Source organism: Cellulophaga baltica 18 (assembly GCF_000468615.2).
Classification (GTDB): Bacteria; Bacteroidota; Bacteroidia; order Flavobacteriales; family Flavobacteriaceae; genus Cellulophaga; species Cellulophaga baltica.
In genome coordinates, this window is the sequence record NZ_CP009976.1 from 4283670 (window position 1) to 4308812 (window position 25143).

The 25143-nt window shown below is 35.2% G+C and carries 21 protein-coding genes and 1 pseudogene; 12 read left to right on the forward strand and 10 right to left on the reverse strand.

Annotated features, from left to right (window positions below; all coding sequences use genetic code 11):
- Nucleotides 1-29: 29 nt before the first annotated feature.
- The 6 genes from M666_RS18510 to M666_RS18535 all read left to right on the forward strand — a co-directional run bounded on the left by M666_RS18510 (nucleotide 30) and on the right by M666_RS18535 (nucleotide 6036).
- Nucleotides 30-707: a DUF2490 domain-containing protein gene (locus tag M666_RS18510; RefSeq protein WP_029445676.1), complete on the forward strand. Its 678-nt coding sequence runs from the start codon at nucleotides 30-32 to the stop codon at nucleotides 705-707.
- Between the two features lie 88 nt (nucleotides 708-795).
- On the forward strand, nucleotides 796-1431 hold the full coding sequence (locus M666_RS18515; protein WP_029445675.1) for a hypothetical protein: 636 nt from the start codon (nucleotides 796-798) through the stop codon (nucleotides 1429-1431).
- Between the two features lie 110 nt (nucleotides 1432-1541).
- Nucleotides 1542-2141 carry a superoxide dismutase family protein gene (locus M666_RS18520; RefSeq protein ID WP_029445674.1) on the forward strand — a complete coding sequence of 200 codons (600 nt, stop codon included), beginning with the start codon at nucleotides 1542-1544 and terminating at the stop codon, nucleotides 2139-2141.
- Nucleotides 2142-2219: 78 nt separating this feature from the next.
- Nucleotides 2220-2750, forward strand: a complete 531-nt coding sequence (locus M666_RS18525; RefSeq protein WP_029445673.1) for an RNA polymerase sigma factor — start codon at nucleotides 2220-2222, stop codon at nucleotides 2748-2750.
- 1 nt (nucleotide 2751) lies between these two features.
- On the forward strand, nucleotides 2752-3552 hold the full coding sequence (locus M666_RS18530; RefSeq protein ID WP_029445672.1) for an anti-sigma factor: 801 nt from the start codon (nucleotides 2752-2754) through the stop codon (nucleotides 3550-3552).
- Nucleotides 3553-3795: 243 nt separating this feature from the next.
- Nucleotides 3796-6036, forward strand: coding sequence for an efflux RND transporter permease subunit (locus tag M666_RS18535; RefSeq protein ID WP_029445671.1), 2241 nt, complete (start codon nucleotides 3796-3798; stop codon nucleotides 6034-6036).
- Here the strand turns inward: M666_RS18535 and M666_RS18540 are convergent, their stop codons facing one another.
- The 4 genes and pseudogenes from M666_RS18540 to M666_RS20715 form a co-directional block, all read right to left on the reverse strand.
- Entirely contained in the window at nucleotides 6037-7119 is a 1083-nt protein-coding gene (locus tag M666_RS18540) for a BamA/TamA family outer membrane protein (protein ID WP_029445670.1), read from the reverse strand.
- Nucleotides 7120-7520: 401 nt separating this feature from the next.
- Nucleotides 7521-9749 (reverse strand): TonB-dependent receptor, encoded by a 2229-nt coding sequence (locus tag M666_RS18545; RefSeq protein ID WP_029445669.1) that lies wholly within the window; start codon nucleotides 9747-9749, stop codon nucleotides 7521-7523.
- A gap of 9 nt (nucleotides 9750-9758) precedes the next feature.
- A complete protein-coding gene (locus M666_RS18550; RefSeq protein ID WP_029445668.1) occupies nucleotides 9759-11036 on the reverse strand; it encodes a tetratricopeptide repeat protein in 1278 nt (425 codons plus the stop codon).
- A gap of 83 nt (nucleotides 11037-11119) precedes the next feature.
- A pseudogene (locus tag M666_RS20715) lies at nucleotides 11120-12511 on the reverse strand (DUF4331 family protein).
- A gap of 175 nt (nucleotides 12512-12686) precedes the next feature.
- On the opposite strand from M666_RS20715, the gene M666_RS18565 reads away from it, so the two are divergent.
- Complete coding sequence (locus M666_RS18565) at nucleotides 12687-13874, forward strand: LETM1-related biofilm-associated protein (RefSeq protein ID WP_029445665.1); 1188 nt, start codon at nucleotides 12687-12689, stop codon at nucleotides 13872-13874.
- Between the two features lie 90 nt (nucleotides 13875-13964).
- On the opposite strand, the gene M666_RS18570 is transcribed toward M666_RS18565, so the two are convergent.
- The 5 genes from M666_RS18570 to M666_RS18590 form a co-directional block, all read right to left on the reverse strand.
- Nucleotides 13965-14720 (reverse strand): LytR/AlgR family response regulator transcription factor, encoded by a 756-nt coding sequence (locus tag M666_RS18570; RefSeq protein ID WP_029445664.1) that lies wholly within the window; start codon nucleotides 14718-14720, stop codon nucleotides 13965-13967.
- 74 nt (nucleotides 14721-14794) lie between these two features.
- Nucleotides 14795-15139 carry a 2TM domain-containing protein gene (locus tag M666_RS18575; protein WP_051333163.1) on the reverse strand — a complete coding sequence of 115 codons (345 nt, stop codon included), beginning with the start codon at nucleotides 15137-15139 and terminating at the stop codon, nucleotides 14795-14797.
- A gap of 1 nt (nucleotide 15140) precedes the next feature.
- Nucleotides 15141-15476, reverse strand: coding sequence for a 2TM domain-containing protein (locus M666_RS18580; protein ID WP_029445662.1), 336 nt, complete (start codon nucleotides 15474-15476; stop codon nucleotides 15141-15143).
- Between the two features lie 25 nt (nucleotides 15477-15501).
- Nucleotides 15502-15804, reverse strand: coding sequence for a 2TM domain-containing protein (locus M666_RS18585; RefSeq protein ID WP_024479743.1), 303 nt, complete (start codon nucleotides 15802-15804; stop codon nucleotides 15502-15504).
- 109 nt (nucleotides 15805-15913) lie between these two features.
- Nucleotides 15914-17245, reverse strand: coding sequence for a 2TM domain-containing protein (locus M666_RS18590; protein ID WP_029445661.1), 1332 nt, complete (start codon nucleotides 17243-17245; stop codon nucleotides 15914-15916).
- A 391-nt stretch (nucleotides 17246-17636) separates the two neighbouring features.
- On the opposite strand from M666_RS18590, the gene M666_RS20120 reads away from it, so the two are divergent.
- Nucleotides 17637-19214, forward strand: coding sequence for a sensor histidine kinase (locus M666_RS20120; protein ID WP_029445660.1), 1578 nt, complete (start codon nucleotides 17637-17639; stop codon nucleotides 19212-19214).
- A gap of 2 nt (nucleotides 19215-19216) precedes the next feature.
- The gene (locus M666_RS18600; protein ID WP_024479740.1) at nucleotides 19217-19603 is read left to right on the forward strand and encodes a response regulator; all 387 of its coding nucleotides are present in this window, start codon (nucleotides 19217-19219) and stop codon (nucleotides 19601-19603) included.
- A 5-nt stretch (nucleotides 19604-19608) separates the two neighbouring features.
- Here the strand turns inward: M666_RS18600 and M666_RS18605 are convergent, their stop codons facing one another.
- Nucleotides 19609-20070 carry an Lrp/AsnC family transcriptional regulator gene (locus M666_RS18605; RefSeq protein WP_029445659.1) on the reverse strand — a complete coding sequence of 154 codons (462 nt, stop codon included), beginning with the start codon at nucleotides 20068-20070 and terminating at the stop codon, nucleotides 19609-19611.
- Between the two features lie 168 nt (nucleotides 20071-20238).
- Here M666_RS18605 and metE point away from each other — a divergent pair, with 168 nt between their 5' ends.
- The 3 genes from metE to rluF all read left to right on the forward strand — a co-directional run bounded on the left by metE (nucleotide 20239) and on the right by rluF (nucleotide 25087).
- Nucleotides 20239-22560 carry a 5-methyltetrahydropteroyltriglutamate--homocysteine S-methyltransferase gene (metE, locus tag M666_RS18610; protein ID WP_029445658.1) on the forward strand — a complete coding sequence of 774 codons (2322 nt, stop codon included), beginning with the start codon at nucleotides 20239-20241 and terminating at the stop codon, nucleotides 22558-22560.
- A 205-nt stretch (nucleotides 22561-22765) separates the two neighbouring features.
- A complete protein-coding gene (locus tag M666_RS18615; protein ID WP_029445657.1) occupies nucleotides 22766-24319 on the forward strand; it encodes an NAD(P)/FAD-dependent oxidoreductase in 1554 nt (517 codons plus the stop codon).
- Between the two features lie 36 nt (nucleotides 24320-24355).
- A complete protein-coding gene (gene rluF / locus M666_RS18620; protein WP_024479736.1) occupies nucleotides 24356-25087 on the forward strand; it encodes a 23S rRNA pseudouridine(2604) synthase RluF in 732 nt (243 codons plus the stop codon).
- Nucleotides 25088-25143 lie beyond the last annotated feature (56 nt).

Here is a 25143-nt window from a genome sequence, read left to right on the forward strand (position 1 = left end):
CGACCAAACTCAACCTGACCATTTTTGCTATGAAAAAAATTCTATGTATTATTTCGATTTTAATTACCACAACAGCTATCAATGCCCAAGAAACAGGCGAAGATAATTGGGGGGCATGGTATATGTATTTTGGAACCAATAAGGTAAGCGATAAGCTAAGTATCCATACCGAAGCACAGTTTAGATATTATGAAAAGACAAGCAACTTTAATCAACTACTGTTACGTACTGGGTTAAATTATCATATAAATCCTGAAGCTATAGCAACGCTTGGTTATGGTTATATTACAACAGATGGCTCTTATGATGAACTTCCTAATGAAGAAAACAGCAAAGAGCATCGAATTTTTGAGCAATTTATTTTAAAGAATAAAGTGGGTGAATTTCATTTTGAACACCGCTATAGATTAGAACAACGCTTTTTGGAATCTATGGGTGAAACAGCTACGCAGCACAGGGCCCGGTACCGTTTGCAAGTAACCTTACCCCTAACAGATATTTTCTTTTTGAATGTGTACGATGAAGTCTTTATTAATTTACAAGATGATGCCTTTGGTCAAAATAGACTATATGGTGCCCTAGGCGTTAACGTTACCGAAAATTTAGCGATACAGGGTGGATATCTAAAGAATCATTTTTCTGGTGCTAATTATGACCGCATACAAGTTGGTATATTTTACAGTCCTGATTTAAGAAAGAAAAAATAACAAATCATTCAGAAATCTGTGGGGTTTGAATTAGAATACGCCCTAAAATAAGCGTAATTTTATCCTATCAAATAAAAAATTTACAGTAATGAAAAAAACACTTTTAATTTTATCGTTCGCAATAGGTATGTTCTCTTACAGCTGTAAAGAGGCTAAAAAAGAAACTACTTCAGAAGAAAAAGAAACGGTTACTGCAACAGAAATGTATACTATAGTTTCAGACTCTACAAAAGTGAGCTTTACAGCTTACAAAACAACAGACAAACTTCCTGTTGGCGGGACTTTTAAAGCTATCAATATTAAAAATGCTACTCCTGCCGCTACTGCTTTAGAAGCTTTAAATGGTTTAGAATTTGGAATTCCTGTAAGCAGCTTATTTACAAATGATCCTACTGGCACAAGAGATCCAAAAATTACAGAATTCTTTTTTGGTGCTATGAAGAATACAGAACTAATTTCTGGTACTTTTAAGGTGGATGGAGAAGCATGTTCATTGGAAATTGAAATGAACGGAGCAACTAGCTCAATTCCATTAGAAACGACCATGAATTCTGGCACAAGCTATACCTTTAATGGGGTAATGGATTTAAAGAATTGGAACGCTACGGATGCTGTTGCATCTTTAAACAAAGTATGCGAAGCATTACATACAGGTAAAGATGGGGTTAGCAAAACTTGGGACGAGGTAGCTATTAAAGGTGATGTCTTATTCGTTAAGAAATAATAGTAAGGTAATTCATTTGCGTTACTAATAATCGCTATTAGAGCACTTCTTTTCTTTTACTAGGTTTAGTTTTGTGTACTAAGTAAAACACTACATTAAAACTACAACACATGAAAAAAATAATAGGTACCCTAGCACTTGTTGCCATAAGTTTATCTTATAGCTGCAAGGACACAAAAAAGGAAGTTAAAGATACTTCTGAGGAAATAGAAAACAGCGTGGACGACAAGTCTAATGAGATGGATCATACCATGGAAGAAAAAACCATGACCATTTCTTTAGAACCTAAAAGTGATTCTGAAGTTAAAGGCGAAGTTACTTTTACCGAAAAAGAAGGCGAAGTCATGATGGTGGCCACATTAGCTGGATTATCTGAGGGAGAACATGCTATTCATATTCATGAAACGGCAGATTGTTCTTCTGCTGATGGAAAATCTGCAGGTGGCCATTGGAACCCAACATTCCAACAACATGGAAAATGGGGTGATGAAGCGGGATATCACAGAGGTGATATTGGAAACTTTATGGCAGACACAGATGGAAATGCCAAGGTAGAATTTAGTACAGATGAATGGTGTATTGATTGTGATGATGATACCAAGAACATTATCGGTAAAGGAGTAATTGTTCACCAAGGAGTAGATGATTTTACGTCTCAACCTAGTGGAGACGCTGGTGCTCGCGTAAGTTGCGCCGGTATTATCCAATAAGAAGCTACCACTACAATAAAATTAAAAGCTGCTCTTGAGCAGCTTTTTTTATATATCTTTAATTTGTAAACCTAGTCAATGGAATTAGAAGAATTAGTAGAAAAGTTCCGAATGAAAGATGCTAAGGCTTTTGAAAAGCTCTACAGCATGTATGCCGATAATATATGTGGAGTTATCTTTAACATTGTTAAGAATACAGATATAGCTCAGGAAATTTGCCAAGATGTATTTGTAAAGGCATGGAATAATTCGGAGAGTTACAATATCTCTAAAGGCAGATTTTTTACGTGGATGTTGAATATTGCACGTAATGCGGCAATTGATGAAGTGCGTTCTAAATCCCATAAAAACAGCAAACAAAACCTATCTTCCGATTTTTTCGTACATATCCTAGAAGACAAAAATGACCTTAATACGCAAGTAGATACCATTGGTATAAAAAGCTTGTTAACGAACCTCAAAGAAAAATGTGTTCAAATCATAGACTTGTTGTACTTTAAAGGATATACGCAAAAGGAAGCTGCTGAAGAACTTGAGATACCTATAGGAACGGTAAAAACAAGAAATAGAAGTTGCATTGCACAAATAAGGGGAAACATAGCAATATAGCATGGATACAGAAAAATATATAGCATCAGGCATTCTAGAACTCTACGTTGCTGGTATCTTATCTGAGGTAGAAAACTTAGATGTCGCCAGGTATGCAGCAGAATACCCTGAAATACAAAACGAAATTAAAGCCATTGAAGCTACCGTTTTAACATTGACCAAAGCAGCTGCACCTAAAGAAGGTGCACAAATTCATTTGGCAAAAGTACAAGCTAAAATAGCTGCAGCGGGAGCTCCAAAAGTAATTACACTGCAACCAGAGAAAACAAATTGGAGTGCTTACATCGGGTGGGCAGCATCTATTTTATTAGCCGTAGGCCTATTTTGGATGTACACCCAAAATAATACGCTAAAATCTAATTTAGACAACTCTACACAAGTAAATAGCACTTTAGAAGAAAAAATTGAAGAAGCGAAAACATCATTAGAAAAAACAGAAGAATTACTAAGCACCATTCGGGATAAAAACATCCAAGTTGTCGCCTTAGGTGGGCAAGCCGTAGCTCCTAATACCTATGCAAAAGCCTATTGGAATAAGACCGAGCAGAAAGTCTTTATTGATGCCCAAGGGCTACCAGAACCGCCAGACGGAATGGTATACCAAGTATGGTCTTTAAAACTAAACCCATTAACTCCTACGAGTATGGGGCTATTGGAAGATTTTATGACGGAGGATACCAAAGTATTTGCTTTAAATAACCCTAATGAGTCGGAGGCCTTTGGGATTACATTAGAGCCTGCAGGAGGTAGTGAAACGCCTAACTTAGAACAATTATATACCTTAGGAGTAGTGAGTTCTTAGTCTATTGAGACTTATAGATTCCGCTTAACTCGATGCACCCGCTTAGCTTTTACAAGCCATTTAGGGAACGGATTAAGCGGATTTCTTATTTAAGATAAATAAAACGCTAGCTGTTATAGGAAAAACAAATCTCCTATAAAAGCCAGGATTGGACCTTAGATTTAGATAACTGGACTAACATATAATTCATTAATTTTGAATGCCCACTACCGTGTTTCAATTTGGGCATTATGAATTGATTATATGCTTAAAATTCTTTCGTTTAAAAAAATCATCTTAGGTGTTTTTGTACTCTTCTCTATTGGGTCTGGCTTTTTGCTTCCTAATTTAAAGTTCTCTTTTGATTTTAGTCAGTTTTTCCCAACAGGTGATGATGATTTGTTGTTTTACGAAGAATTCATAAAAGACTTTTCTACCGATGATAATTTCTTATTGGTGGCTGTAGAAAATGAAGGAGGTATTTTTGATAAAGAGTTTCTAGAAAATTTTAGCAAGTTTACCCTTGCTGCAAAATCATTGCCTTATGTCACGGAAGCTAATTCTTTAACTAATTTATCCTATCCGCTAAAAACTTCTTTTGGCTATACAAAGCTCCCCGTGTTGCATATTGATGACGAAACACAATATACCGCTGATTGGAAAAAAATACAAGAAGACAATTTTTTCATTGGTTCTTTTATTGATGAAAATGCAAACTCCTTAGTAGTCTTTTTAGAGACCGACGACAATTTAGATTATCAACAATCTATCGCTTTATTAGATGCCACAAGAAAACTACTGAGCGAATATAACTTTAGTTCCAACCACTTAATGGGGAGAACCTCATTTTATGAAGCCTTGGTGCAAATGCAAAAAAGAGAGCTGACGGTTACTTCCATTGTTTCTCTAATATTGGTCCTTATTGTACTCTACATTATTTATAAACGTACCGCAATTGTTTTTATCACCCTAATATCCATATTTGTAGCCTTGTTAATTTTTCTAGGCACTCTGTCCTTACTTGGCAAAGAGCTCAGTGCTTTGGCGGCCTTCTACCCTATTTTAATGCTTATTGTAGGTACTTCGGATGTTATTCATATCCTTGATAATTTTCTGGAAAAGATTAAAGTAGGAGTTGCGCGACAAACTGCAATTGTACAGTCTCTAAAAGAAGTTGGTTTATCTACTTTATTAACTTCAGTAACTACGGCAATAGGATTTTTATCGTTGCTATTTTCAAAATTGGTGGGTATTAGAGACTTTGGCGTAAACTCTGCCATTGGTGTACTTATCGCTTATATTACCGTAGTTTTCTTTACCAGCTCTCTAGTCCTGATCTTTAAAAACTCAACCCTCCTCCCTAAAAAAAGCAAGTCGACTTTCTGGCAAAAGCACCTCTTGAAAATGAATGCTTTTACGATAGCGCAACCAAAGAGCATCGTAAGCGTCAGTATTATTTTCACGGTAGTTTGCGTATATGGCCTAAGCCTAGTAAACACCAACTATACTTTTAAAACTAGCCTTCCTAACAATAGTAAGATTGCAGAAGATTTTGCTTTTTTTCAAAATGAATATTCTGGATTTAGAACCATAGAATTGGCCGTACAAACAAAACAAGGCAATAAGATTACAGATTTTGCCGTAGCCCAGGAAATTGAAAAAGTAAATCAATTACTTCAAGAAACAGAAAATGTAGATAACATACGCTCTGTAAATTCGATTTTTAAAGCACTGAACAAAGCAAACCATTTAAATAAGACCGCTTATTTTGTCTTACCCGATACGCAAGAGGAATTTGACATCTATAAAAAAGATGCTTCTAGATATGCGCGACAACAACTAGATAAATTTACCGATAGCAGCAAAACCAAAGCTAGAATTATTGCTAATGTTCTCGATATTGGCACTGATAGTCTGGTAAAAACTTATGATAAAATTGATGCTTTTGTTGCTACACATATCGATACGAGTATCGTAAACTTTAGAGTTACGGGTAAGGGTATGCTCATGGATAAAAATGCCTCTTATATTCAAGCTAGTTTATTTCAAGGTTTGCTAATGGGCTTGCTATTGGTGGGGATTATTATGGCATTCTTATTTAAAAACATAAAACTCGTCATCATCTCTTTGATCCCTAATATGGTTCCGCTGCTATTTGCTGGTGCTTTACTTGGCTTTCTAAATATTCCGTTAGATGCCCCTGTATCTATTGTATTTGCTATTGTATTTGGTATAGCTGTAGATGATACCATACATTTTTTAGGCAAGTATAAAATTGCTATTTCTAAAGGGTTGACCAAAGAACGAGCTTTAGAAACTACATTCTTAGAAACAGGTAGAGCGTTGATTATTACCACGCTACTCCTCTTTTTTGGATTTATGACTTTATTGTTTTCTATTCACAACCCTAGTTTAATTATAGGATTGCTTATCAGCGCAACATTATTTACAGCATTACTTTTAGATTTGCTGCTGCTTCCGGTATTGATTCGAAAATTTATGTAATTAAAAAGCTTCTTTGATGGTGAAGGTGAAAATACCACCTTCACTAGACCTTCCGTAATCTGCACGAATACGAACGCCATCTCTTTTATTGATAATGTAGCGAAGTCCTACACCTCCTGAATTTTTATAAGGTGATGAAAAGACATCGTCTAAATTAGGAGCAACGGTACCCGTAGAACCAAAGACAACGCCACCAATCCTATTGATAATAGGAAAACGATACTCTAAAGCAAAACTAGCTTCAGAATTATCTTGATAACGCCTGCTATTAATGCCTCGTGTTCTTTTACCTCCTAAGGTAAATTGATCTAAAAAAGGCATCCCGTCTGTAGCCGTACCCAAAAATAAATTCGCCGCCAATACCTGATTTTTGCCTATTTTTTGATAAAATCTATTATCTAGAATAAACTTGTTGTAATTAAAACTAGAACCTAATAAACTCGAAGACACAAAGTAACTGGCTTGGATAAAGAACCCTTTGGTAGGGTAAAAAATATGATCTCGAGAATCATAGTGTACTACGGCTCCAATGTTAGAAACTGCGCCACCTTCTTTACCTATAACCTCCGAAGTTTCTAAAACACCACCTTCTGCTGCTTTTAAATTTTTAAAATCATCCAATTCATAACTAAGGCCTGCAGATATATTAGGGAGTACTTGTCTTAAAACGGAAAGCCGTACTCTTGGAAAACTCACTTCATAAGTTTCCAAGTTGCTTTCCTTACTATCTATTCCTTGTCCAAAATAATTATAGACATATCTATAATAGCCCACTTCTCCTACATACCGCCATTTTTCTTCATGCGTATACAGCTCAAAAGGAACATATATTAATATTTGATTTTTGGTGGTATAACTAGCTCCTAATTGTAAAGAGGAGGCTCTTGTGGTTCTAGGTTGATTTTTCATCCAGAAAGACGCGACTCCTAAAGCTCCAAAGCCAAAATCTGTTTCTGCTGTATAGAAAGCCACAGGGAAGATGGTTACATTCAGATTTTTTGTAGAATCTTGTGCAACCTCTTGACTATATCCTTTAAAAAAGAATAGTACTACTAAAACAATTGCAATCTCATTTCCTCGCATCCTCCAACAAATATTGACACACCAAAGCTATGAATTATATCGCTATAGAAACTGAAATTAATTCTTACGCTGATGGGTTTCTTTTAGTACTACTTTTTGGTTTTAGTCGTATAAAAATTAGCCAACTTAATTTCTTCGTTAAGTTTTTTTTGCGCTAGGTACACTACTAGACTTAAATGCAGTACAATGTATAATTCTAAGAGGAGTATAAAATAAATCATAGTTTCATAGGTTAAAAATTAATAGTAGGTATCTCAATTAAAACTACTTACGAGAAATCTCTAGGCGAAGTTTTACCGTTTATCTTAGAAATAATACACTTCAACAAAGAAGCCTCGTAATTTTTCAATTACGAGGCTTCAACCTAAAAACAAAAGCAACCACTGCCTTTTGCGTTTTACTTAAAATGTATAGGTTAAACTTCCTTTTAGAAAAAATGGCGTTCCCGGAATAAAATGAATTTCTTCTACGGGTGCTATTTCATTCTGAAGCCTTGATGTTGTTGCAAATTGCGTTTCATTCCATTCTGTATCCAATAGATTCTCTACCGCAATACCAATTCCTAAATTTTTAGAAACTTGGTAATCAAGCTTTACATCGCTTACAAAATACCCGTCTGCCACGATAGAATTATCTTCATTTGCTGGTCGGTCATCTATAAACCGATAGTTGATACCTCCTGAGAATCGTCCTAAATTGAGCACACTCAACCCTCCCACCATGGTGAAATCTGGTGCCAGCGGAATATAATCTTCCCCTGAAGCCTCTTCTATACTTCGTGCTTTTGTTAGGGTTAAATCTGTATTAAAAAACAACCAATCGGTTAATTGGTAACGTACCCCAAAATCTACCCCAAAACGTTCGGTTTTACCACTAGGCTCTACGATACCCGCATCACCCACGTAAACAAACTCTTGCTCTAAATACAAATACCAGGCAGTTGCATTTAAAAATACTTTAGGTGTAGGGCGCCAAAGTGCTCCGAAATCTACCCCATAGGCTGCAGGAAGTGTTTCTTCTTCGGTTGCTGCAACAACCACACGCGTATCATTAGAATGATACCCAATTCCTGATTTTAGAAAAAATTGTAGTTCTTGGTTCTTAGAATACAACACATTTAATTTTGGTGCTAGAAAAGCTTTCTTCTCTGACGTATTAGAATACGTTTCTTGTAAATCATCTGTATACTGGAAGTTAAAATAATCCAATCGCAATCCCGGAATTATAGTCCAATTGCCTAAGGTATAATCTAGACTTGCATACCCAAAACTATTGGTTTCTTTGATATTTCCTAATTGAATGTTTTCTATTGTTGTTTTTCTATTTAAGGTATGTGATAATGCTACATCATTGCTATTATCTACCCTAAGCCCTACTCCTGCCTTCAGCAATACCTCAGATGTGCCCCAAGTCATATTCTTTTGTAACTCTGAATTGAATCCAAAAATATCACGTTCTTCAAACTGTTTTATCTGATCACCATTTTCTGGATCCTCTAGAAAGAAGGTGAAATTAGAATACAATTCAAATGCATAATTAGCATAGAACACATTTGATTTTATAAAAGTCTCCTCATCTAAAACCTTCAGCAATGAAGCGTTAAGATTAGTTCTACTAGTGGTACCACCTTCCGTATCATCTATAGCTCCGAATCTTGAAATTAATCCGCTGGCTACAGCACGTTCGGGTATTTGGCCCGAAGCATCCCAGGTACTGGTAAAATGTGACGCAGATATAGCTAATGTGCTAGCATCTTTAAGTTGGGTACTATACTTCCCAAAAAGATTGAGTCTTGAAAAATTCTGAGGCGAATCAAAAGCGCCATCAAATTGCGTTAATTCGGTAGCTACATAGGCATGGTCTGTATCGGAACTCACTAAATTAAACATTCCTAAGGCCCTGTTCCATCCAAAATCTCCTACTTCATACCGAAGCATATTCTTATCTAAATGATTCTTAGTCGTAAAGTCTACATAAGCAGCCGTTGCAAAATTACCTTTACTAGCATAATAAGGGCCCTTACCAAAATCTATTTGATCTAAGGTTTCCGGAATTACAAAATGTAAGTCGGCATACCCTTGGCCGTGCGCATGGGACACCATATTTACAGGCATTCCATCTACAGAAATGGCTATATCTGTTCCATGATCAATATCAAAACCTCTTAAAAATAACTGCTCTGCTTTTCCGCCCCCTGCATGCTGACCAATAATTAGTCCTGGTACTTTTTGCAATAATTCTTGTGATGATTTTACGGGTGTTGTTTTTAAATCGATTTCAGAAACTACATTTAACCCATTTAGTGTAGGTCTAATAACAATCTCATCTAACTCAAAAGATTCTTCCATCAATTGAATACTGATGCGTTGATTGTCCGTAAGGTTTTGAATAACAAAATTTAGTTTTTTATAGCCTAATGCTCCAATACGAAGCGTATCTCCTACTTCATTCTCTTCTAATTTAAAATACCCTAACTCGTTACTATGGGTGTGCTTTTCGGAATGTATATTTAAAATATATGCTCCTTCAATAGGATTGTTTTTTGTATCAATCAGTTTTCCCTTCACTGTTTGTGCATAGCTACTTTGAACCATTTGAAAACAACATACTAGGGCGAAAATTTTATACATAGGGTATTTTTAAAGTGATTCTATTTTTTCTTTCGAGCTAGGTCCTAATTCATACACCGCACCTAACAACTCCGTCTTAAGCGCATTCGCCTTTTTAGTTAATCCGTTGGCTTTGTAAATTTCCGCACAGGTAAAAAGTAGTGCCGGCTCATAAGACTTTCCTTCTATATGCTCTGTAACAATGGCTAAGGCTTTTTTCTTTTGCCCCAGTTTTAAATAGCTAGACGCTAAAAAATGATAAGATTCTGGTGTCGGCCTATTATTTACTTCTCTTTTCGCTAGTTCTAAAGCCTTATCCCATTGCTTGGTTTCCTCTAAATGTAGATTGATGGTATACCCATTGTACATTTCTCCATAAGACGTATTTTTTACGCTCTTAATGTATTCATCTATATTGAGGAGTTTCATTTCCGTATTACCCATATACGCTGCTATTTCTGCTTTCAGCAAGTAATAATCGGGCGCATGATAGTTTTTAGTCACGGAATCTAAAATTCGTAAGGCTTCCTTCGGATTTTTTTCATGGGAAAAAACAATCCAAGCAATTCCTTTTTTTGCATAGGCATTCTCTGCATCTAATTCTAAGGATTTTAAATAGTATTTGTAGGAATCAGAAAGTCGGCCTGCATGTCCGTAGTAGTCCGCAAGATTGGTGTAAGACCATAAGATTAAAGCCTTTGTATAGGTCTTTTCGGCTTTATCTTTCGCCTGTTCCATATAATTAATAGTCGTTGCCAAATCTCCTTTATAATCGTTCCATTTTGCGGCACGAATTAAAAAATCAAAATTCGTAATATCGGTAATACTATCCAAGTAGTTTTGTGCTAATGTATAGTTCCCGAGTTCCATATGCACATCAAATAAAAGATTCTGGGTATCTCGTAATCCCGAACCAACTGCCCTTGCTTCCTTCGCTTGGACCAAAGCTTCTTTAAAACGATGTTGTGCGATATAATTACGTGCCAAAGCTCTACGGTAGCCCGCTCTTCCTGTGGCGGCTATAGCTACAGCTTTTTCTAAGGCTTGTTCAGATTTTTTTAAATAAGAAATATCTCCTGTTGCTTTAAAATAGGCTTCATATTGCCCTGCAACAATACCAAAACTGGTAATTTGAATACTGTCTGGTTTAATCTTAGCATTCCAAAGTTCAAAATATTTTGATGTTGTTTTAGGTGCTTTAGAAGGTAAGTAAGTGTTATAATCTTCCGCTTTAGTAATAAGGCTATTCTCTTTTGAATTGCAAGAAAGCACTACGAGAAAAATTATGGTTAGGATGCTAAATTTCATAGGGTGGTTTATTTGTAATTAGGCTTAATTTTTAAAATATAAGAGGGTTTTTACACCCTCTTATAGCTCCTCTTCATAGTACCTTATTCAGGATTTCCTAAATAAGGAAAGGTAGTTGTAGGCTTAGCTGTAATACGAACACCATCAGAGGTTAGTCTTGGCAAATCTGCCATACCATCACCATCTGTATCTTGTCCACTAAAACGATCCCCTTCCATTCCTCCGAATAAAAGAATCAAGGATACATCAATAACATCATCTTGAATGGTTCTCCCGGTTAAAGCCACTTCGTCTCCGTCTGGCACAAGGATTCTCCCATCCATATCTGCATCTGTACCTGGATTAAAATACGTAGTAGGTAAATTAGGAGCCACTTCTAAAACATCTGCAGCCAAATAACCTGTTAAGCTGGCTATATCTAAACCTAAAATATTGTTTTCATAATTTACGGCTGCCGGGTCTGCACCTAATATAGTAGCGTATACATCATGGTAGGCTTCTAATCTAGCTTCAAAACTAGCCTGAAAAGCTACTACCATATCTGCTGGCAAAGTTCTATTCTGACTATCTTTTGTAGCATCATCTGCACTTAAAACAGTATTTATACCGGGTCTTCCCATATGATCTACCTGAGAATAGGTTCCTGAAAAATCTGCATTTGCATCAGGTAACATGGCACTTTGGTTGTCGTCATCATTATTACAAGAAGCGAAAAAAGACAGCGCTAGGACATAAGAACACGCGTATAGTATATTTGAAAATTTCATAAGTATATATTTTAAAATGATAGATTATTATTGTTTTTTATTTGAAGTAACCCAAGTCTTATATACTTCAAGACCTAAGGCATTTTTAGCGGTAGTAGTCCCTAACATGGCATTAGGAATTTCTATTACTATAGACATGGTGTTGGCACCTTCAAAGGTGTCTTCTGCTTCAGAAGCCTCTTTAAACCCCAAAGGAGCATTGCCCCCAATCACGGCGTTAAATTGAAAAAAGTCAAAAAAGAAAGCATCTTGTCTAGGGCCGGCAAATAATGTTACTCCAGAAGCTGTTGTCGTAGTTTTTGCAGAAGCCTCAGAAATTTCTACACTTCCTAAAGGCGAATCTATTGCTACTTGACTGTCTAATCCTTTTTGTGATGGAGCAACAGGACCAAAGAAATACATGATACCATCTCTAGGTATAGCTTGGATTACTTTATCTTCTACTAGGTCACCATCCAAATCTATATTAATCTCGGTAAGTACATTTTCATCAAATGTTCCATAGGCTAAATCTGGTAATACACTTGATTGTAGGTCTACAATAAATACGGTATTGTCTGAACCTGTAGTTGGCTCAAAAGCATAGAAATCGGCAATATCTGCCGATGTTCCTTTAGAAGAAGGTGCATCAATATGATCTGCTGCAACTAAAATGGTACCTGCAATGGCAAGAAGTGCTAGATCAAAATACGTTTTTGTGTTTTTCATGATGTTATTTTTTAGATTATTTATTCCCCAACACTTACGAGAAAATGAAAGTAGGGTTTGGTATTAAATGTTAAAAATATGTTAAGGTGATTTTCAAAGGAACTAAGATTCTCTACTTCAGTAGGATATACTAATTAGTTTTGTAGTAATTTTGCAGCTTGAAAATGATTGATCAATGAACCCTTCGGCATCAGGTTGGATAGATAAATTTGGACACCTTGTAAAAGATTATCATGAGCTCTATGATAACTTTGATGAACTATATGCACACTTAAAAAATATTGGATTCATTTACGGAATTAACGTAAGCATTCCAGAATTTATACTTCCAGAACATCCGCTTTCTGAAGATGAAAAGGCAAAAATTAATTTACTTACCGCCTTATATTTTACCTATAGACAGAAAAGTAAAACGGTAACTTTCTCCAGTTTTTTAGAAGAAATATTTGAGTTTTATAACCAACTGGGCATCAATAAAATTTCATTTTTAAACAAAATTCTAACCGGAAAAAAGACCTCTTCGCAGCTCGAAAAACTCATTGAATCTAGAATTTATTTAGACGACAATGTCATCAGTAAGAATTTTAATAGCATTATTACAAACTCATTATTGTACATAGATGTCTTAACGTTTAAGAACTATTTAGAGCTAAAATCAGACCCAAAAAAGCATGCAGAAAAGTTAGAGTACATTACCATAAATATCATTTACCATACCTTAAGTTCTAAGCAAAAAAATAAAACCGACGCAAAATTAGCACAGCTTTTTGAATCGTCCTTAACATTTATTGACAGTACCCAAGATAGTTTTGACGGCACCTATAGACGTAAATTAATTAACAATTTTACGCCGCGAGAAAACACCTATTTTTTAGATGTTGCTTGCTTAACAGTCTGGGAAGATCAGTCGCTAGAATACAAAGAATCTGAGTTCATTTTTGGCATCGGAAAAGACCTTGGAATACCGTCTGAAGCCATCCTAAAATCTATAGAAGAAGTGGCTGTTTTTTTTGAACAAAATACACGTCAAATTCCGCATTTAAAAAACAACAATTTAGCGGTTCAGTTTTACGATAGCATGTCTAAAATTGTAAATAAATTGATTTTAAGAAATAGTAAAAGATTGCAAAAAGAGCTTTCTGAAAGCAAAGAATTGGTCGCCCTTTTATCAAAATCTACCATCAAAGATCTTACGGAAGAGGAGAAGAAAAAAGTCCAAAATCAGCTCCTAGATATCTTTAAAAGCATTCCATCCTTAGCCATTTTTATCTTACCAGGCGGCGCTGTTTTGCTTCCTATTTTCATTAAACTAATCCCGAAACTTTTACCATCTGCTTTTGATGACAATCGGGTAGATGAATAAACAAAAGGCATCAAAAAAGCCACTATAAGAAAAACCTATAGTGACTTGCTTAATTATTTAAACTATTAAAATCCAGCTTATTATCCTACATTACTCCAACCAAAGCTTAAAATCACGAACACGCTCTCTACTTACGATGATTTCTTGCTCATTAAACTTCATTAATTTAATTTGCAGCCTAGAATTTGTATAAGATACAATATCTTTTATACAATTGACATTGACGTAAAATTTGCGACTTACTCTAAAAAATATTTTGGGATCTAGGTCTTCTTCTAAATTCTCTAAGGTAGTTTCTAAAAGGTAATTTCTGCCTTCGGTAGTCGCCGCATAGGTACCTTTATTCTCACTGTAAAAACATTCTACCTCATCTGCATTTATGATTTTTAGATGCTGCCCTACTTTGGTCGTAAAACGTTTTTTAAACTCGCGTTCAATTGGGTTGACAAGGAGCTTTTTTATGTCTTCAAAATCAAGCGTTAATTTCTCCTTTTTTGGCGCTAAAGATTTGTACTTTTTAACGGCAATTTCCAGATCCTCATCATCGATTGGTTTTAACAAATAATCAATGCTATTTAACTTAAAAGCTTGGAGTGCATATTCATCAAAAGCAGTAGTAAAAATGATAGCACTTTTAACTTCTACAGCTTCAAAAATTTCAAACGAAAGTCCGTCTGAAAGTTGAATATCTAAGAAAATTAAATCGGGGTGTTCATTATTATGAAACCAATTTATAGCCTCTTCAACAGAATGCAAAAGCACAGAAACCTCAACACCTAAATCTTCAAGTAATCGATTTAATCTTCTCGCTGATGGCTTTTCATCTTCAATAATAATTGTTTTCATTTGGTCTTTTTTTGGTCTTTATTTTAAAGGCGATTAGTGGGTTTCAAAAAACTACAATCCCTATTTTTTTTTAATCATAAGCTACTAGAAGATTCTTGTTCTTCGTTCATGTATTTTTTAATTTTCTTCTCTTCCCAGTTGGTCAAAAAACTCGGTCTGATTTTAAAAACGATGACGCCATGAATCAATACTCCTATTCCCCAAATAATTGGTGTTCCATACACATTCCAATCAATCCAATTTAAGATTTGAGGATTCCCCAAGGCTTCTTCACTCAACAGGGTAATGATAAATTTTCCTTTAAAAATAAACACTAAAATATTTATAATTAAATAAATCGTAAGATGATCATAAAAACCTTTTATTGTTGCAACTCGTTTTTGAGCTCGCTCTAATTTTGTTCTTTTATCAAGATCCATATTAGTTGTATTTACCAAGTTCATTCGTATCTTCTTCTAAATACTGCTTGATTTTTCTTTCCTCCCACTCTTTACTAAAGAACGGATTAAATTCAAATACTTTTGCTCCGTGAAAAAAGACCCCTATACCCCAAAATATCGCAGTAGAAAAGGTGCCAAAAGTGGTAAATGCTTCTATAAAACTATCTCCTGAGCTCATGTTTCCTACAACGTTAACGGTACTAATCATAATATTAACAAGGATATATACTGTTAAGTGAATATAAAATCCTTTCAAAGCTTTGATACGTTGTTCTGCTCTTTTTCTCTTATCTTCTTGTGTCGTGGATGTTTTCATCTGTAGTTTTTTTAGCTTAGTATTATTACTCCCATCTTTTCTTGGTTTCCTCTTCTTTCATGAACTCATCTATCTTACGCTGTTCCCAATTTCTTCCCATAAGCACATCGTATCCAAAGAGCTTTATGGCTTTTACAGCTGTGGCTATAGAAACTCCCAAGACCACCCATAAGAACCACGGGTTGCTCCATTCATTAAGGTAATAGTTAATAGTCCCAGTAATTACAATAGCTACTATGTATTTAAAAACTTTGTTATAAAAAGCCTTTATTGCTTCTACACGTTCTTTGGCTCTAAAATATTTAGTATCGGTATCTGAATTGTTCATTGGTGATTATTTAGTTGTTTTTAATACTTCAAAGATGTTACTATCTTGTCTTTTTTCTAAATACAAAATACTGAGTTGTATCTTTTTAATGCTGAATTGTTATTTACGCTTAAAATTGATCATCATCCATATATTCTCGCATCTTACGCTCTTCCCAGTTACGTCCAAATAACGGATTGTAGCCATAAGCATCCATTCCATGTGCAACAAGGCCAGAACCCCAACCTAAGGCCGGAAATATCACCCAAGGGAAGCTGGTAGTGTTGTAATTCACGAATATCAAAATAGGAATGACAATGCAATAAGACATCAAGTTTCCATAGAACCCTTTTATTTTCTCTACTCGTTCTTTTGCTTTTTGATATCTTTTATCTTCAAGATAGTCTTCCTGAGTTTCCTTCATAGAAACCTGTTTTGTTAACATCGGAAGTTCTACTCTAAAATCTGAAGCTGTTTTAAGAATAGCCACCTTCCTATTGGATAATATGTTATAGCGCTCTTGGATGTTTTTTAGCCCCACACCGCTACTCTTTTTAACCACCTGCTTCTCTTGCAAATTATTACTCACCACTAATTGTCCGTTTTCTTCAAACACACGCAGGTGTAAAGGCCGTCCTGAAGTTACCACATTATGCTTTACCGCATTTTCTAACAGTAATTGCAAGGATAAAGGAACAATTCTAGCCTCTGAATTACTAGCTTGGTCAGGGATTTCAAAGATAATACTATCTTCAAAGCGCATTTTTAATAGGCGTATATAGGTTTTTGCAAACTGTAGTTCCTCATCTACAGAGATCAAATCTTTATTTTTTTGCTCTAACACATACCTATATACTTTTGATAAGGAGGTGGTGAATTTTTGTGCTTGATGCGGGTCTTCATCAATTAAACTAGTTAATACATTTAAGCTATTGAAAAGAAAATGAGGATCTAACTGATTTTTTAAAGCATCAAACTTAGCCGATGCCGTACTCGCTATAATCTTCTGTTCTTTTACTTTTTTATTCTGACTAAGTCTATAAAAATAAACCGCATGAAAAATGATGGTAACCAACAAGGTTATCAATAAGCAAAAAATATAAAACCTAGGGTTTTCACTCCAAATAAAAGTACTCCAACTCTCGCCTCCAATAAGTACCTCTATAGAAAATCGAATTAGAAAAACAGCCAACATGGTTAACAAGACACCTCCTAAAGCGCCTATAATTATCCTAAATTTTTTAAACCTCACCCAAACCACTTTATCATTTAAATACCTAAAAAAAAAGGTGTTTAACACTGTTAAGGTTATAGAGTAAATAAAGTAATACTGTAGGTTGCTCATAAACTGCTGATCAAAACTCACAGCACTCCCTAATAAAATATTCATCCCCACATCTATAATTACAATACAGATGCCTATGATGATACCTCTTAATACAATTTTTAATAGTTGTTTCATTTCAAAATTAATTAAATCATTAAAAAACGATTTACCATACATCACTCCCCCGATTTAGAAATTTAGAGTACCGCTTCAAAAATAGCAAAAGCTAGGCATTGAATCTCCAATCAACCTAAATCATAAAGTTATCTATTTTAAATAGTTCTTGCACAAATTTGAAATTATACCTCATAGATAAAAACAAAAAACTACCGAAATGTTGCTTTCTAAGGATGGAATGCAAAATCTTAAATAAGCTCCAACAAACAACAACTACAATAGACCACAATAACTGAAAGTAATATTTTAATTTTTGTAGTCTTTTTTTTGTTAAATTTATATTTTTATACTATTATTACTGTTCTCCCCAACTTTAAAAAATTGCATTGTTAATCTTGTAAAAGGTTTTATGAGTAAGAAATTAATTGCTACATCCATCGCATTAGTTGTCATCCTAAGTGTGGCAATTTGGGTAATTACTGTAATTAGAATCAATAAGTACGAGAAAAATTTATCAGCCATAGAATTAGCAGATTCTGAAGCAGAACTAAGTGCTGCCCACGAACATTTATTGAACTTATATGACACGAGTAGGAAGAAAGTACTCTTTTTTAAAGACCTGGTTGAAGCGAATTATAATCAAACCAAATCTTTCAAGGAAGTTGGTCCTATATTCTATTATTTTTTAAAAAATGAAGATGACTATTTTCAAGCTCGCATAATTGATCCGGACGGAAAAGAATTACTTAAGGTAGAAAACATGTACAATAGCGTTTCTATTTACGAGAATAAATACCTAGAAGATAAGTCCAACCGCTATTATGTTCAGAAAACCTTGAGGTTAAAAAAAGGGCAAATATTTGTTTCTAATATAGATCTTAACATAGAAAACAACATTATTGAAACGCCCTACAGGCCTACCGTGCGCTTCTTTACAAAGCTTTTTGATGCAGATAATAATTTATTAGGTATTGTAGGACTAAATCTTAATGCTGCCACTTGGTTAAATGGTATTGGCTCTAAAAATATTAACATCCTTAATAATGCAAGCGAAATATTTTACAATGAGAACAATAAAAATGAATTATATACAAAATCTAGCGTAGATCTAACCGAAAAAGATGGAAACGGAAACCCTATCTACAATGTAAAAAAAATTACCATTGCAGGTATGTCTGATTGGACCCTATACACCACGATGCATTCTCCAGAAGTACATCGCAAAATAAAAGTCAACAAAAAGAATACCGTCTACTTTTCTATCTTTTTAAATTTAGGGCTCTTGTTTTTTATGTTTACCATCCATAATCTATACTACAAAAACAAGCACATTTCGTCTTTAAATAATGCCATAAATCTGCGTTTAGAGGAAAGAAATACATTGCTAAAAGAAATACACCACAGAGTTAAAAATAACCTTCAGGTAATCACCAGTTTACTAAACCTACAATCGCGCTATATTCAAGACGAAGACGTGAAAAGTATGCTCAAATACAGTCAGTACCGTATCAAATCTATGGCACTATTGCATGAAAGCCTCTATAGAAGTGATGATTTAAGTAAAATTAATTATGCTGATTATTTAAAGCAATTGGTGAATGGTTTGATTATTTCCATGAAAGGAAGTACTAATAAAATAACGCTAGACTTAGAGGTCGATGAAATTTACTTTAACATTGACACCTCTATTCCGCTAGGCCTAATCATCAATGAGCTGGTTACCAACTCTTTAAAATACGCTTTCAGTGATAACATAGGCACGATCACTATATCGTTGAAAAAACAAGCGAACAATTCTTTCCTACTTCACATAGGTGATAATGGAAAAGGATTTCCAAAAACAGTAAAATTTAGAGATACAGACACTCTAGGACTTAAACTGGTTCATAAATTGGTCTTACAACTTAATGGCAACATAGAAAAAGACAACTTACAAACCGGAACCACTTTTATTATCACGTTCCAAGAAATTCAAGAACTCTCATAACTATGAAATGTAGCATACTCATTGTCGAAGATAATTTTATTATCCAAATGTTTCTAGAGGAAATTCTTCTAGGCTGCGGAGAACACACGGTTAAAACCGCTAACAACGCAGCTAAAGCCTTGCAGGTCTTAGAAGACTTTAAACCCCATGTAATCCTCATGGATATTGGTATTGGCCCTGGACTAGATGGCATAGAAGTCGCAGAAATTATTAAAGAGAAATACAACATTCCTATTGTATTTCTAACCGGTAATTCTGACCAAGCCACTATTGTAAGAGCACACAAAGCAGATCCTATTCACTTTATCTTTAAACCTATAGATGAATGTAAACTGCTCACGGAATTTGCTGTCATTGAAGAAAAACTCGTAGAATTATCTTTTATGTAAGCTAATTACAAGGGTACGCTATTGGTATGTTTTATGGTGCCTATGACGAAAGTACTATGGGCACTACCTATATTTTCTACAGAACCTAAGCTATTAATAACAAAATCTTGATAATCTTTCATGTTCTTTACCAATACTTTAAGCATAAAATCATAATCTCCAGAAATATTGTAACATTCCGTTACCTCTTGCAATGCAATAATATCTGTTACAAACTTATTACCAATTGCTTTGGTATGTTGCTTCAATGTAATATTACAAAACACGATCAATTCTCTTCCCAACTTCTCAGCATCTAGCAGGGCTACATATTTTTTAATATAGCCTTCTTTTTCTAATTTTCTCAAGCGCTCATATACCGGTGTTGCAGATAAATTTACACGTGCAGCAATCTCTTTTGTGGTGTAGTTGGAGTTTTCTTGCAACAATTTAAGTAGTGCTAAATCTGTTAGATCTAAATTTTCCATAGATAAATATTCTAGTGAGGTACGTTTCTCCAACAAAAATATTTCATTTTATCTAAATAATAGTATTAAAACAGCTAAATAAACTTATCTAAGTCCATTATTTAGATATAAATATGATAAAAAGTAATTTTGCGAAGACATAATATCTAATACACAAAACAGGTAGTAATGAAAACAACAAATTTAGGTTACCCAAGAATTGGTAGCAACAGAGCGCTTAAAAAGGCATTAGAAAACTATTGGTCTGGCAAAGCAACATTGACCGACTTAGAAGAAACTGCAAAAAACATCCGAACTGAAAATTGGCTGCTTCAACAAGAAAAGGGCATTGATATTATCCCTTCCAATGACTTTTCTTTATACGATCAAGTATTAGATATGTGTATGACCGTAAACGCTATTCCTAAGCGTTATGAACAGTTACAAAAAAACAATGCTACCCCTCAAGATTTATATTTTGCGATGGCTAGAGGTATCCAAAAAGACGGGATAGACCTTACCGCCATGGAAATGACAAAATGGTTTGATACAAATTACCATTACATTGTTCCTGAATTTTATGACCACCAAACGTTCTCTTATGCAAATTCTAAAATTGTAAAAGAATATAAAGAAGCATTGGCTTTAGGGATCACCACAAAACCGGTACTTATTGGCCCGGTATCATTCTTATTATTAGGTAAAGAAAAAGAAAGTACTTTTGATCGTATTGATCTTTTAGCGAATCTGCTTCCTACCTATCTAAAAATCATAGAAGAATTAATGGCCTTACATGTTGAATATATACAATTTGATGAGCCTTTTCTTGCTACAGATTTAACGAATAAAGACCGTGAAGCTATACGATACACGTACCAAACCATCGCCGATAAATTTCCTGACCTAAAAATTGTTCTGGCTAATTACTTTGACTGTTTTGGAGAAAATCTAGATACGGTATTAGAACTTCCTGTACACACCTTGCATTTAGATTTAGTACGATGTTCTTTGCAGTTAGATGATATTTTAGCTTCAAATAAATTACGTAAGAACACACATTTATCCTTAGGAGTCATTGACGGTAGAAATATTTGGAAGAACAATTTTGAAGACTCGCTCGCTTTAATCCAAAAAGCAATTGCACATGTAGGTGAAGAAAGACTCTATATTGCGCCTTCTTGTTCTTTACTGCATTCGCCTTGCGATTTAGACTTAGAAACCAATGAGGTGAACTTAAGTGCCAATGTAAAACAATGGCTTGCCTTTGCTAAACAGAAATTAGAGGAGGTAAATACTATAAGAAATTTTATTACGAAAGTAAACTTAACAGAAACACTACAGAAGGTTTCTGAAAACAGTGCCGCCAATGCAGAACGTAAAATTTCAAAAAGTATTCATAACCCAGCCGTTAAAGAACGCGTAAAGGGATTAACGAAAACAGATGATCAACGATTAATTGGTTTTACGCAGCGTAAAGTCATTCAGCAAAAAGCACTGAATTTACCTCTATATCCTACCACCACTATTGGTTCTTTTCCTCAAACAAAAGAAGTACGTAGCCAACGTGCTAATTTCAAAAAAGGAAATACCACTCCAGAAGCCTACCATAGCTTTATAGAGAAAGAAACTAGAGAGACTATAGAATTTCAAGAAAATATAGGCTTAGATGTTTTAGTTCATGGTGAGTTTGAACGTAATGACATGGTAGAATATTTTGGAGAACAGTTAGACGGTTTTGCCTTCACTAGTTTTGGATGGGTACAGAGTTATGGTAGTAGATGTGTAAAACCACCAATTATCTATGGCGATGTTTCTAGAGAACATCCAATGACCGTATATTGGTCTTCTTTTGCACAGTCTATCACTAAAAAACCTGTAAAAGGAATGCTTACAGGACCGGTTACCATATTACAATGGTCTTTTGTTCGCAATGACCAACCAAGAGCAGAAACTTGTACGCAAATAGCCTTAGCTATCCGTGATGAAGTAGTAGACTTGGAAAAAGCAGGACTCTCTATTATTCAGATAGATGAACCTGCCATACGTGAAGGCTTACCATTACGTAAGGCCGATTGGAAGGCATACTTAGATTGGGCTGTAAAAGCATTTAGAATTGCGGCTAGTGGTGTAAAAAATGACACACAGATACACACCCACATGTGTTATTCTGAATTTAATGATATCATAGCGCATATTGCAGCGATGGATGCAGATGTAATTACGATTGAATGTTCTAGATCACAGATGGAGCTTTTAGATGTCTTCAGAGAGTTTAAATACCCTAATGATATTGGACCTGGAGTTTATGACATTCACTCACCAAGGGTTCCAGACCGCTCAGAAATGGTAGCATTGATTGCAAAAGCAAAAGAATATATTGCTCCAGAGCACTTATGGATTAATCCGGATTGTGGCTTAAAAACAAGACACTGGGAGGAAACCAAAAAAGCATTAATAGAAATGGTAGCGGCTGCACAAGAATGCAGAGAAAACGTAGCTGTTTCCTATTAGTTTAGATCGAGTATAGTTTAGTTTTTAGTCGCTTCTTATGGAATTAAGAAGCGACTTTTTTGTTTCCTAATTATCTAAACCGACTTATATAATGCCCTTAAAAAAATTCGTTTTAAATTATAAAATAGGCCTATAAAAATCAATACAATAACAGCCTAGCTCATATTTGTGCTCTTTTTAATAGAAATTGAACTAATTTTGTGGCATGGTTAGAACATTTCAGCTTCGCGTTTCTTTAAAAGAAGAAACTATAGAAGGTATCCTTACTAAAAAAGCAGCAAAACATGTTGGTGCAGACGAAAAAGATATCGTCGTAAAAGTGTTACGTAAATCTATTGATGCCCGTAAGCCTAGAATTTATATTAATTACAAGCTTCAAGTATATATCAATGAAAAGCCTTCTGAAATTCCAGAATACGTTTTTGATTATAAAGATGTCTCTAAAGCTAAAGAAGTACATATCATAGGTTTTGGTCCTGCAGGAATGTGGGCAGCCCTACGTTGTTTAGAATTAGGGTTTAAACCAATTGTTCTAGAACGTGGAAAAAATGTAAAAGACAGGCGTCGTGATTTAAAAGCCATTAACCAAGAGCATATTGTTGGCGAAGATTCTAACTACTGCTTTGGAGAAGGTGGTGCAGGCACGTATTCTGACGGAAAGCTGTACACCCGTAGTATTAAACGAGGCGATGTTCGTAGAATTTTTGAAAGTTTGGTACACCATGGTGCTACGGAGCAGATTTTAATAGATGCACATCCACATATAGGCACCAATAAGCTTCCTAAGATTGTACAAAATATTCGAGAAGCTATTCTTAGCCACGGTGGCGAAATTCATTTTGATACCCGTGTGGTAGATTTTACCCTTCAGAATAACAAAATAAAAGCCATTCAGCTTCAAAACGGAATAGAAATGGCGGTAAACCGTGTCATTCTTGCTACAGGCCATTCCGCTAGAGATATTTATTACCTATTACATAAAAAAGAAATTGCACTAGAAGCAAAATCATTTGCTATGGGGGTTCGGGTAGAGCATCCGCAGCATATTATAGATAGCATTCAGTACCATTGCTCCGGTAGCAGAAATGAATTATTACCTGCGGCATCCTATAGTTTGGTAGAGCAAGTAAAAAATAGAGGCGTATATTCTTTCTGTATGTGTCCTGGCGGATTTATTGTTCCGGCAGCTACCGCACCAGGAGAAGTTGTAGTGAATGGCATGTCTCCTTCAAAACGAAACAACCTCTATGCCAACTCGGGTATTGTGGTAGAAATTAATGCCGATGAAGATTTACGCAAGTATGAAAAACATGGCGTTTTAAAAGGCCTAGAATTTCAGAAAGATTTGGAGCGTTTGGCTTTTACCGCTGGAGGTAGAACACAAACGGCTCCTGCACAACGTATGACGGATTTTGTGGAAGGAAAACTATCGGCAGATTTAAATGCTACTTCCTACCAACCAGGATTAAAATCGGTTCCTATGCATTCCCTCTTACCAAAACTAATTGGTAGTAGGTTACGTGCTGGTTTTGCTGCTTTTGGTGAAAAAATGAAAGGATACTATACCGCAGAAGCTAATATTGTTGGGGTAGAGTCTAGAACATCATCTCCGGTAAACATCCCAAGAAAAGAAAATTTAGAACACCCTGAAATCCAAGGTCTTTTTCCTTGTGGTGAAGGTGGTGGGTATGCTGGCGGAATTGTTTCTGCCGCAATGGACGGCGAGCGTTGCGCAGAAGCCGCTATTGCCGGACTTTAAATTTATTCTCGTAATTTTACATCAGACAAAAAAATAATGGCAGAGACTACTCCCACCCGAATAAATAAATACTTAAGCGAAGTTGGCTATTGCTCTAGACGAGCAGCCGATAAGCTTATTGATCAAGGCAGAGTCACCATCAATGGTAAAGTTCCTGAAATGGGAACCAAAATAACTATTGCTGATGAAATTAGAGTAGATGGAGAACTGATAGGAAAGCCTAAAGGTAAACACACCTACCTTGCTTTTAATAAACCTGTAGGGATTGTGTGTACTACAGATACCGGTGTAGAAAAAGATAATATTATCGATTTTATAAACTACCCAAAACGTATTTTCCCAATAGGACGTTTGGATAAACCTTCGGAAGGATTAATTTTTTTAACGGATGATGGCGATATTGTCAATAAGATTCTCCGTGCCCGTAACAATCACGAGAAAGAATATATTGTATCCGTCAACAAACCTATAAATTCTGATTTCTTACGCCAAATGAGTAGCGGAGTACCTATACTAGACACGGTTACCAGACCTTGTAAAGTAGAGCGCATAGATAAATACACCTTTAGTATTATTTTGACACAAGGACTAAACCGACAGATTAGAAGAATGTGTGATCATTTAGACTATCGCGTTAAGCGTTTGCAACGTGTGCGGATTATGAATGTAGAGTTAGATCTGGAAGTTGGTAAATACCGCGACCTTACAGAAGCTGAGCTCTCTGAAATTAACCGCTTAGTAGCAGAATCTGCCAAAACGCACGATTAGTTTAGCACCTATAGCCTCACAACTATGCGGTGTTACCCCTAATACTATGGAATTTA

Bases quoted from the DNA above. Each gene is read 5' to 3' on its own strand.
- M666_RS18510 (WP_029445676.1), top strand. From the start codon at position 30: ATGAAAAAAATTCTATGTATTATTTCGATTTTAATTACCACAACAGCT.
- M666_RS18515 (WP_029445675.1), top strand. From the start codon at position 796: ATGAAAAAAACACTTTTAATTTTATCGTTCGCAATAGGTATGTTCTCT.
- M666_RS18520 (WP_029445674.1), top strand. From the start codon at position 1,542: ATGAAAAAAATAATAGGTACCCTAGCACTTGTTGCCATAAGTTTATCT.
- M666_RS18525 (WP_029445673.1), top strand. From the start codon at position 2,220: ATGGAATTAGAAGAATTAGTAGAAAAGTTCCGAATGAAAGATGCTAAG.
- M666_RS18530 (WP_029445672.1), top strand. From the start codon at position 2,752: ATGGATACAGAAAAATATATAGCATCAGGCATTCTAGAACTCTACGTT.
- M666_RS18535 (WP_029445671.1), top strand. From the start codon at position 3,796: ATGCTTAAAATTCTTTCGTTTAAAAAAATCATCTTAGGTGTTTTTGTA.
- M666_RS18540 (WP_029445670.1), bottom strand. From the start codon at position 7,119: ATGCGAGGAAATGAGATTGCAATTGTTTTAGTAGTACTATTCTTTTTT.
- M666_RS18545 (WP_029445669.1), bottom strand. From the start codon at position 9,749: ATGTATAAAATTTTCGCCCTAGTATGTTGTTTTCAAATGGTTCAAAGT.
- M666_RS18550 (WP_029445668.1), bottom strand. From the start codon at position 11,036: ATGAAATTTAGCATCCTAACCATAATTTTTCTCGTAGTGCTTTCTTGC.
- M666_RS18565 (WP_029445665.1), top strand. From the start codon at position 12,687: ATGAACCCTTCGGCATCAGGTTGGATAGATAAATTTGGACACCTTGTA.
- M666_RS18570 (WP_029445664.1), bottom strand. From the start codon at position 14,720: ATGAAAACAATTATTATTGAAGATGAAAAGCCATCAGCGAGAAGATTA.
- M666_RS18575 (WP_051333163.1), bottom strand. From the start codon at position 15,139: ATGGATCTTGATAAAAGAACAAAATTAGAGCGAGCTCAAAAACGAGTT.
- M666_RS18580 (WP_029445662.1), bottom strand. From the start codon at position 15,476: ATGAAAACATCCACGACACAAGAAGATAAGAGAAAAAGAGCAGAACAA.
- M666_RS18585 (WP_024479743.1), bottom strand. From the start codon at position 15,804: ATGAACAATTCAGATACCGATACTAAATATTTTAGAGCCAAAGAACGT.
- M666_RS18590 (WP_029445661.1), bottom strand. From the start codon at position 17,245: ATGAAACAACTATTAAAAATTGTATTAAGAGGTATCATCATAGGCATC.
- M666_RS20120 (WP_029445660.1), top strand. From the start codon at position 17,637: ATGAGTAAGAAATTAATTGCTACATCCATCGCATTAGTTGTCATCCTA.
- M666_RS18600 (WP_024479740.1), top strand. From the start codon at position 19,217: ATGAAATGTAGCATACTCATTGTCGAAGATAATTTTATTATCCAAATG.
- M666_RS18605 (WP_029445659.1), bottom strand. From the start codon at position 20,070: ATGGAAAATTTAGATCTAACAGATTTAGCACTACTTAAATTGTTGCAA.
- metE (WP_029445658.1), top strand. From the start codon at position 20,239: ATGAAAACAACAAATTTAGGTTACCCAAGAATTGGTAGCAACAGAGCG.
- M666_RS18615 (WP_029445657.1), top strand. From the start codon at position 22,766: ATGGTTAGAACATTTCAGCTTCGCGTTTCTTTAAAAGAAGAAACTATA.
- rluF (WP_024479736.1), top strand. From the start codon at position 24,356: ATGGCAGAGACTACTCCCACCCGAATAAATAAATACTTAAGCGAAGTT.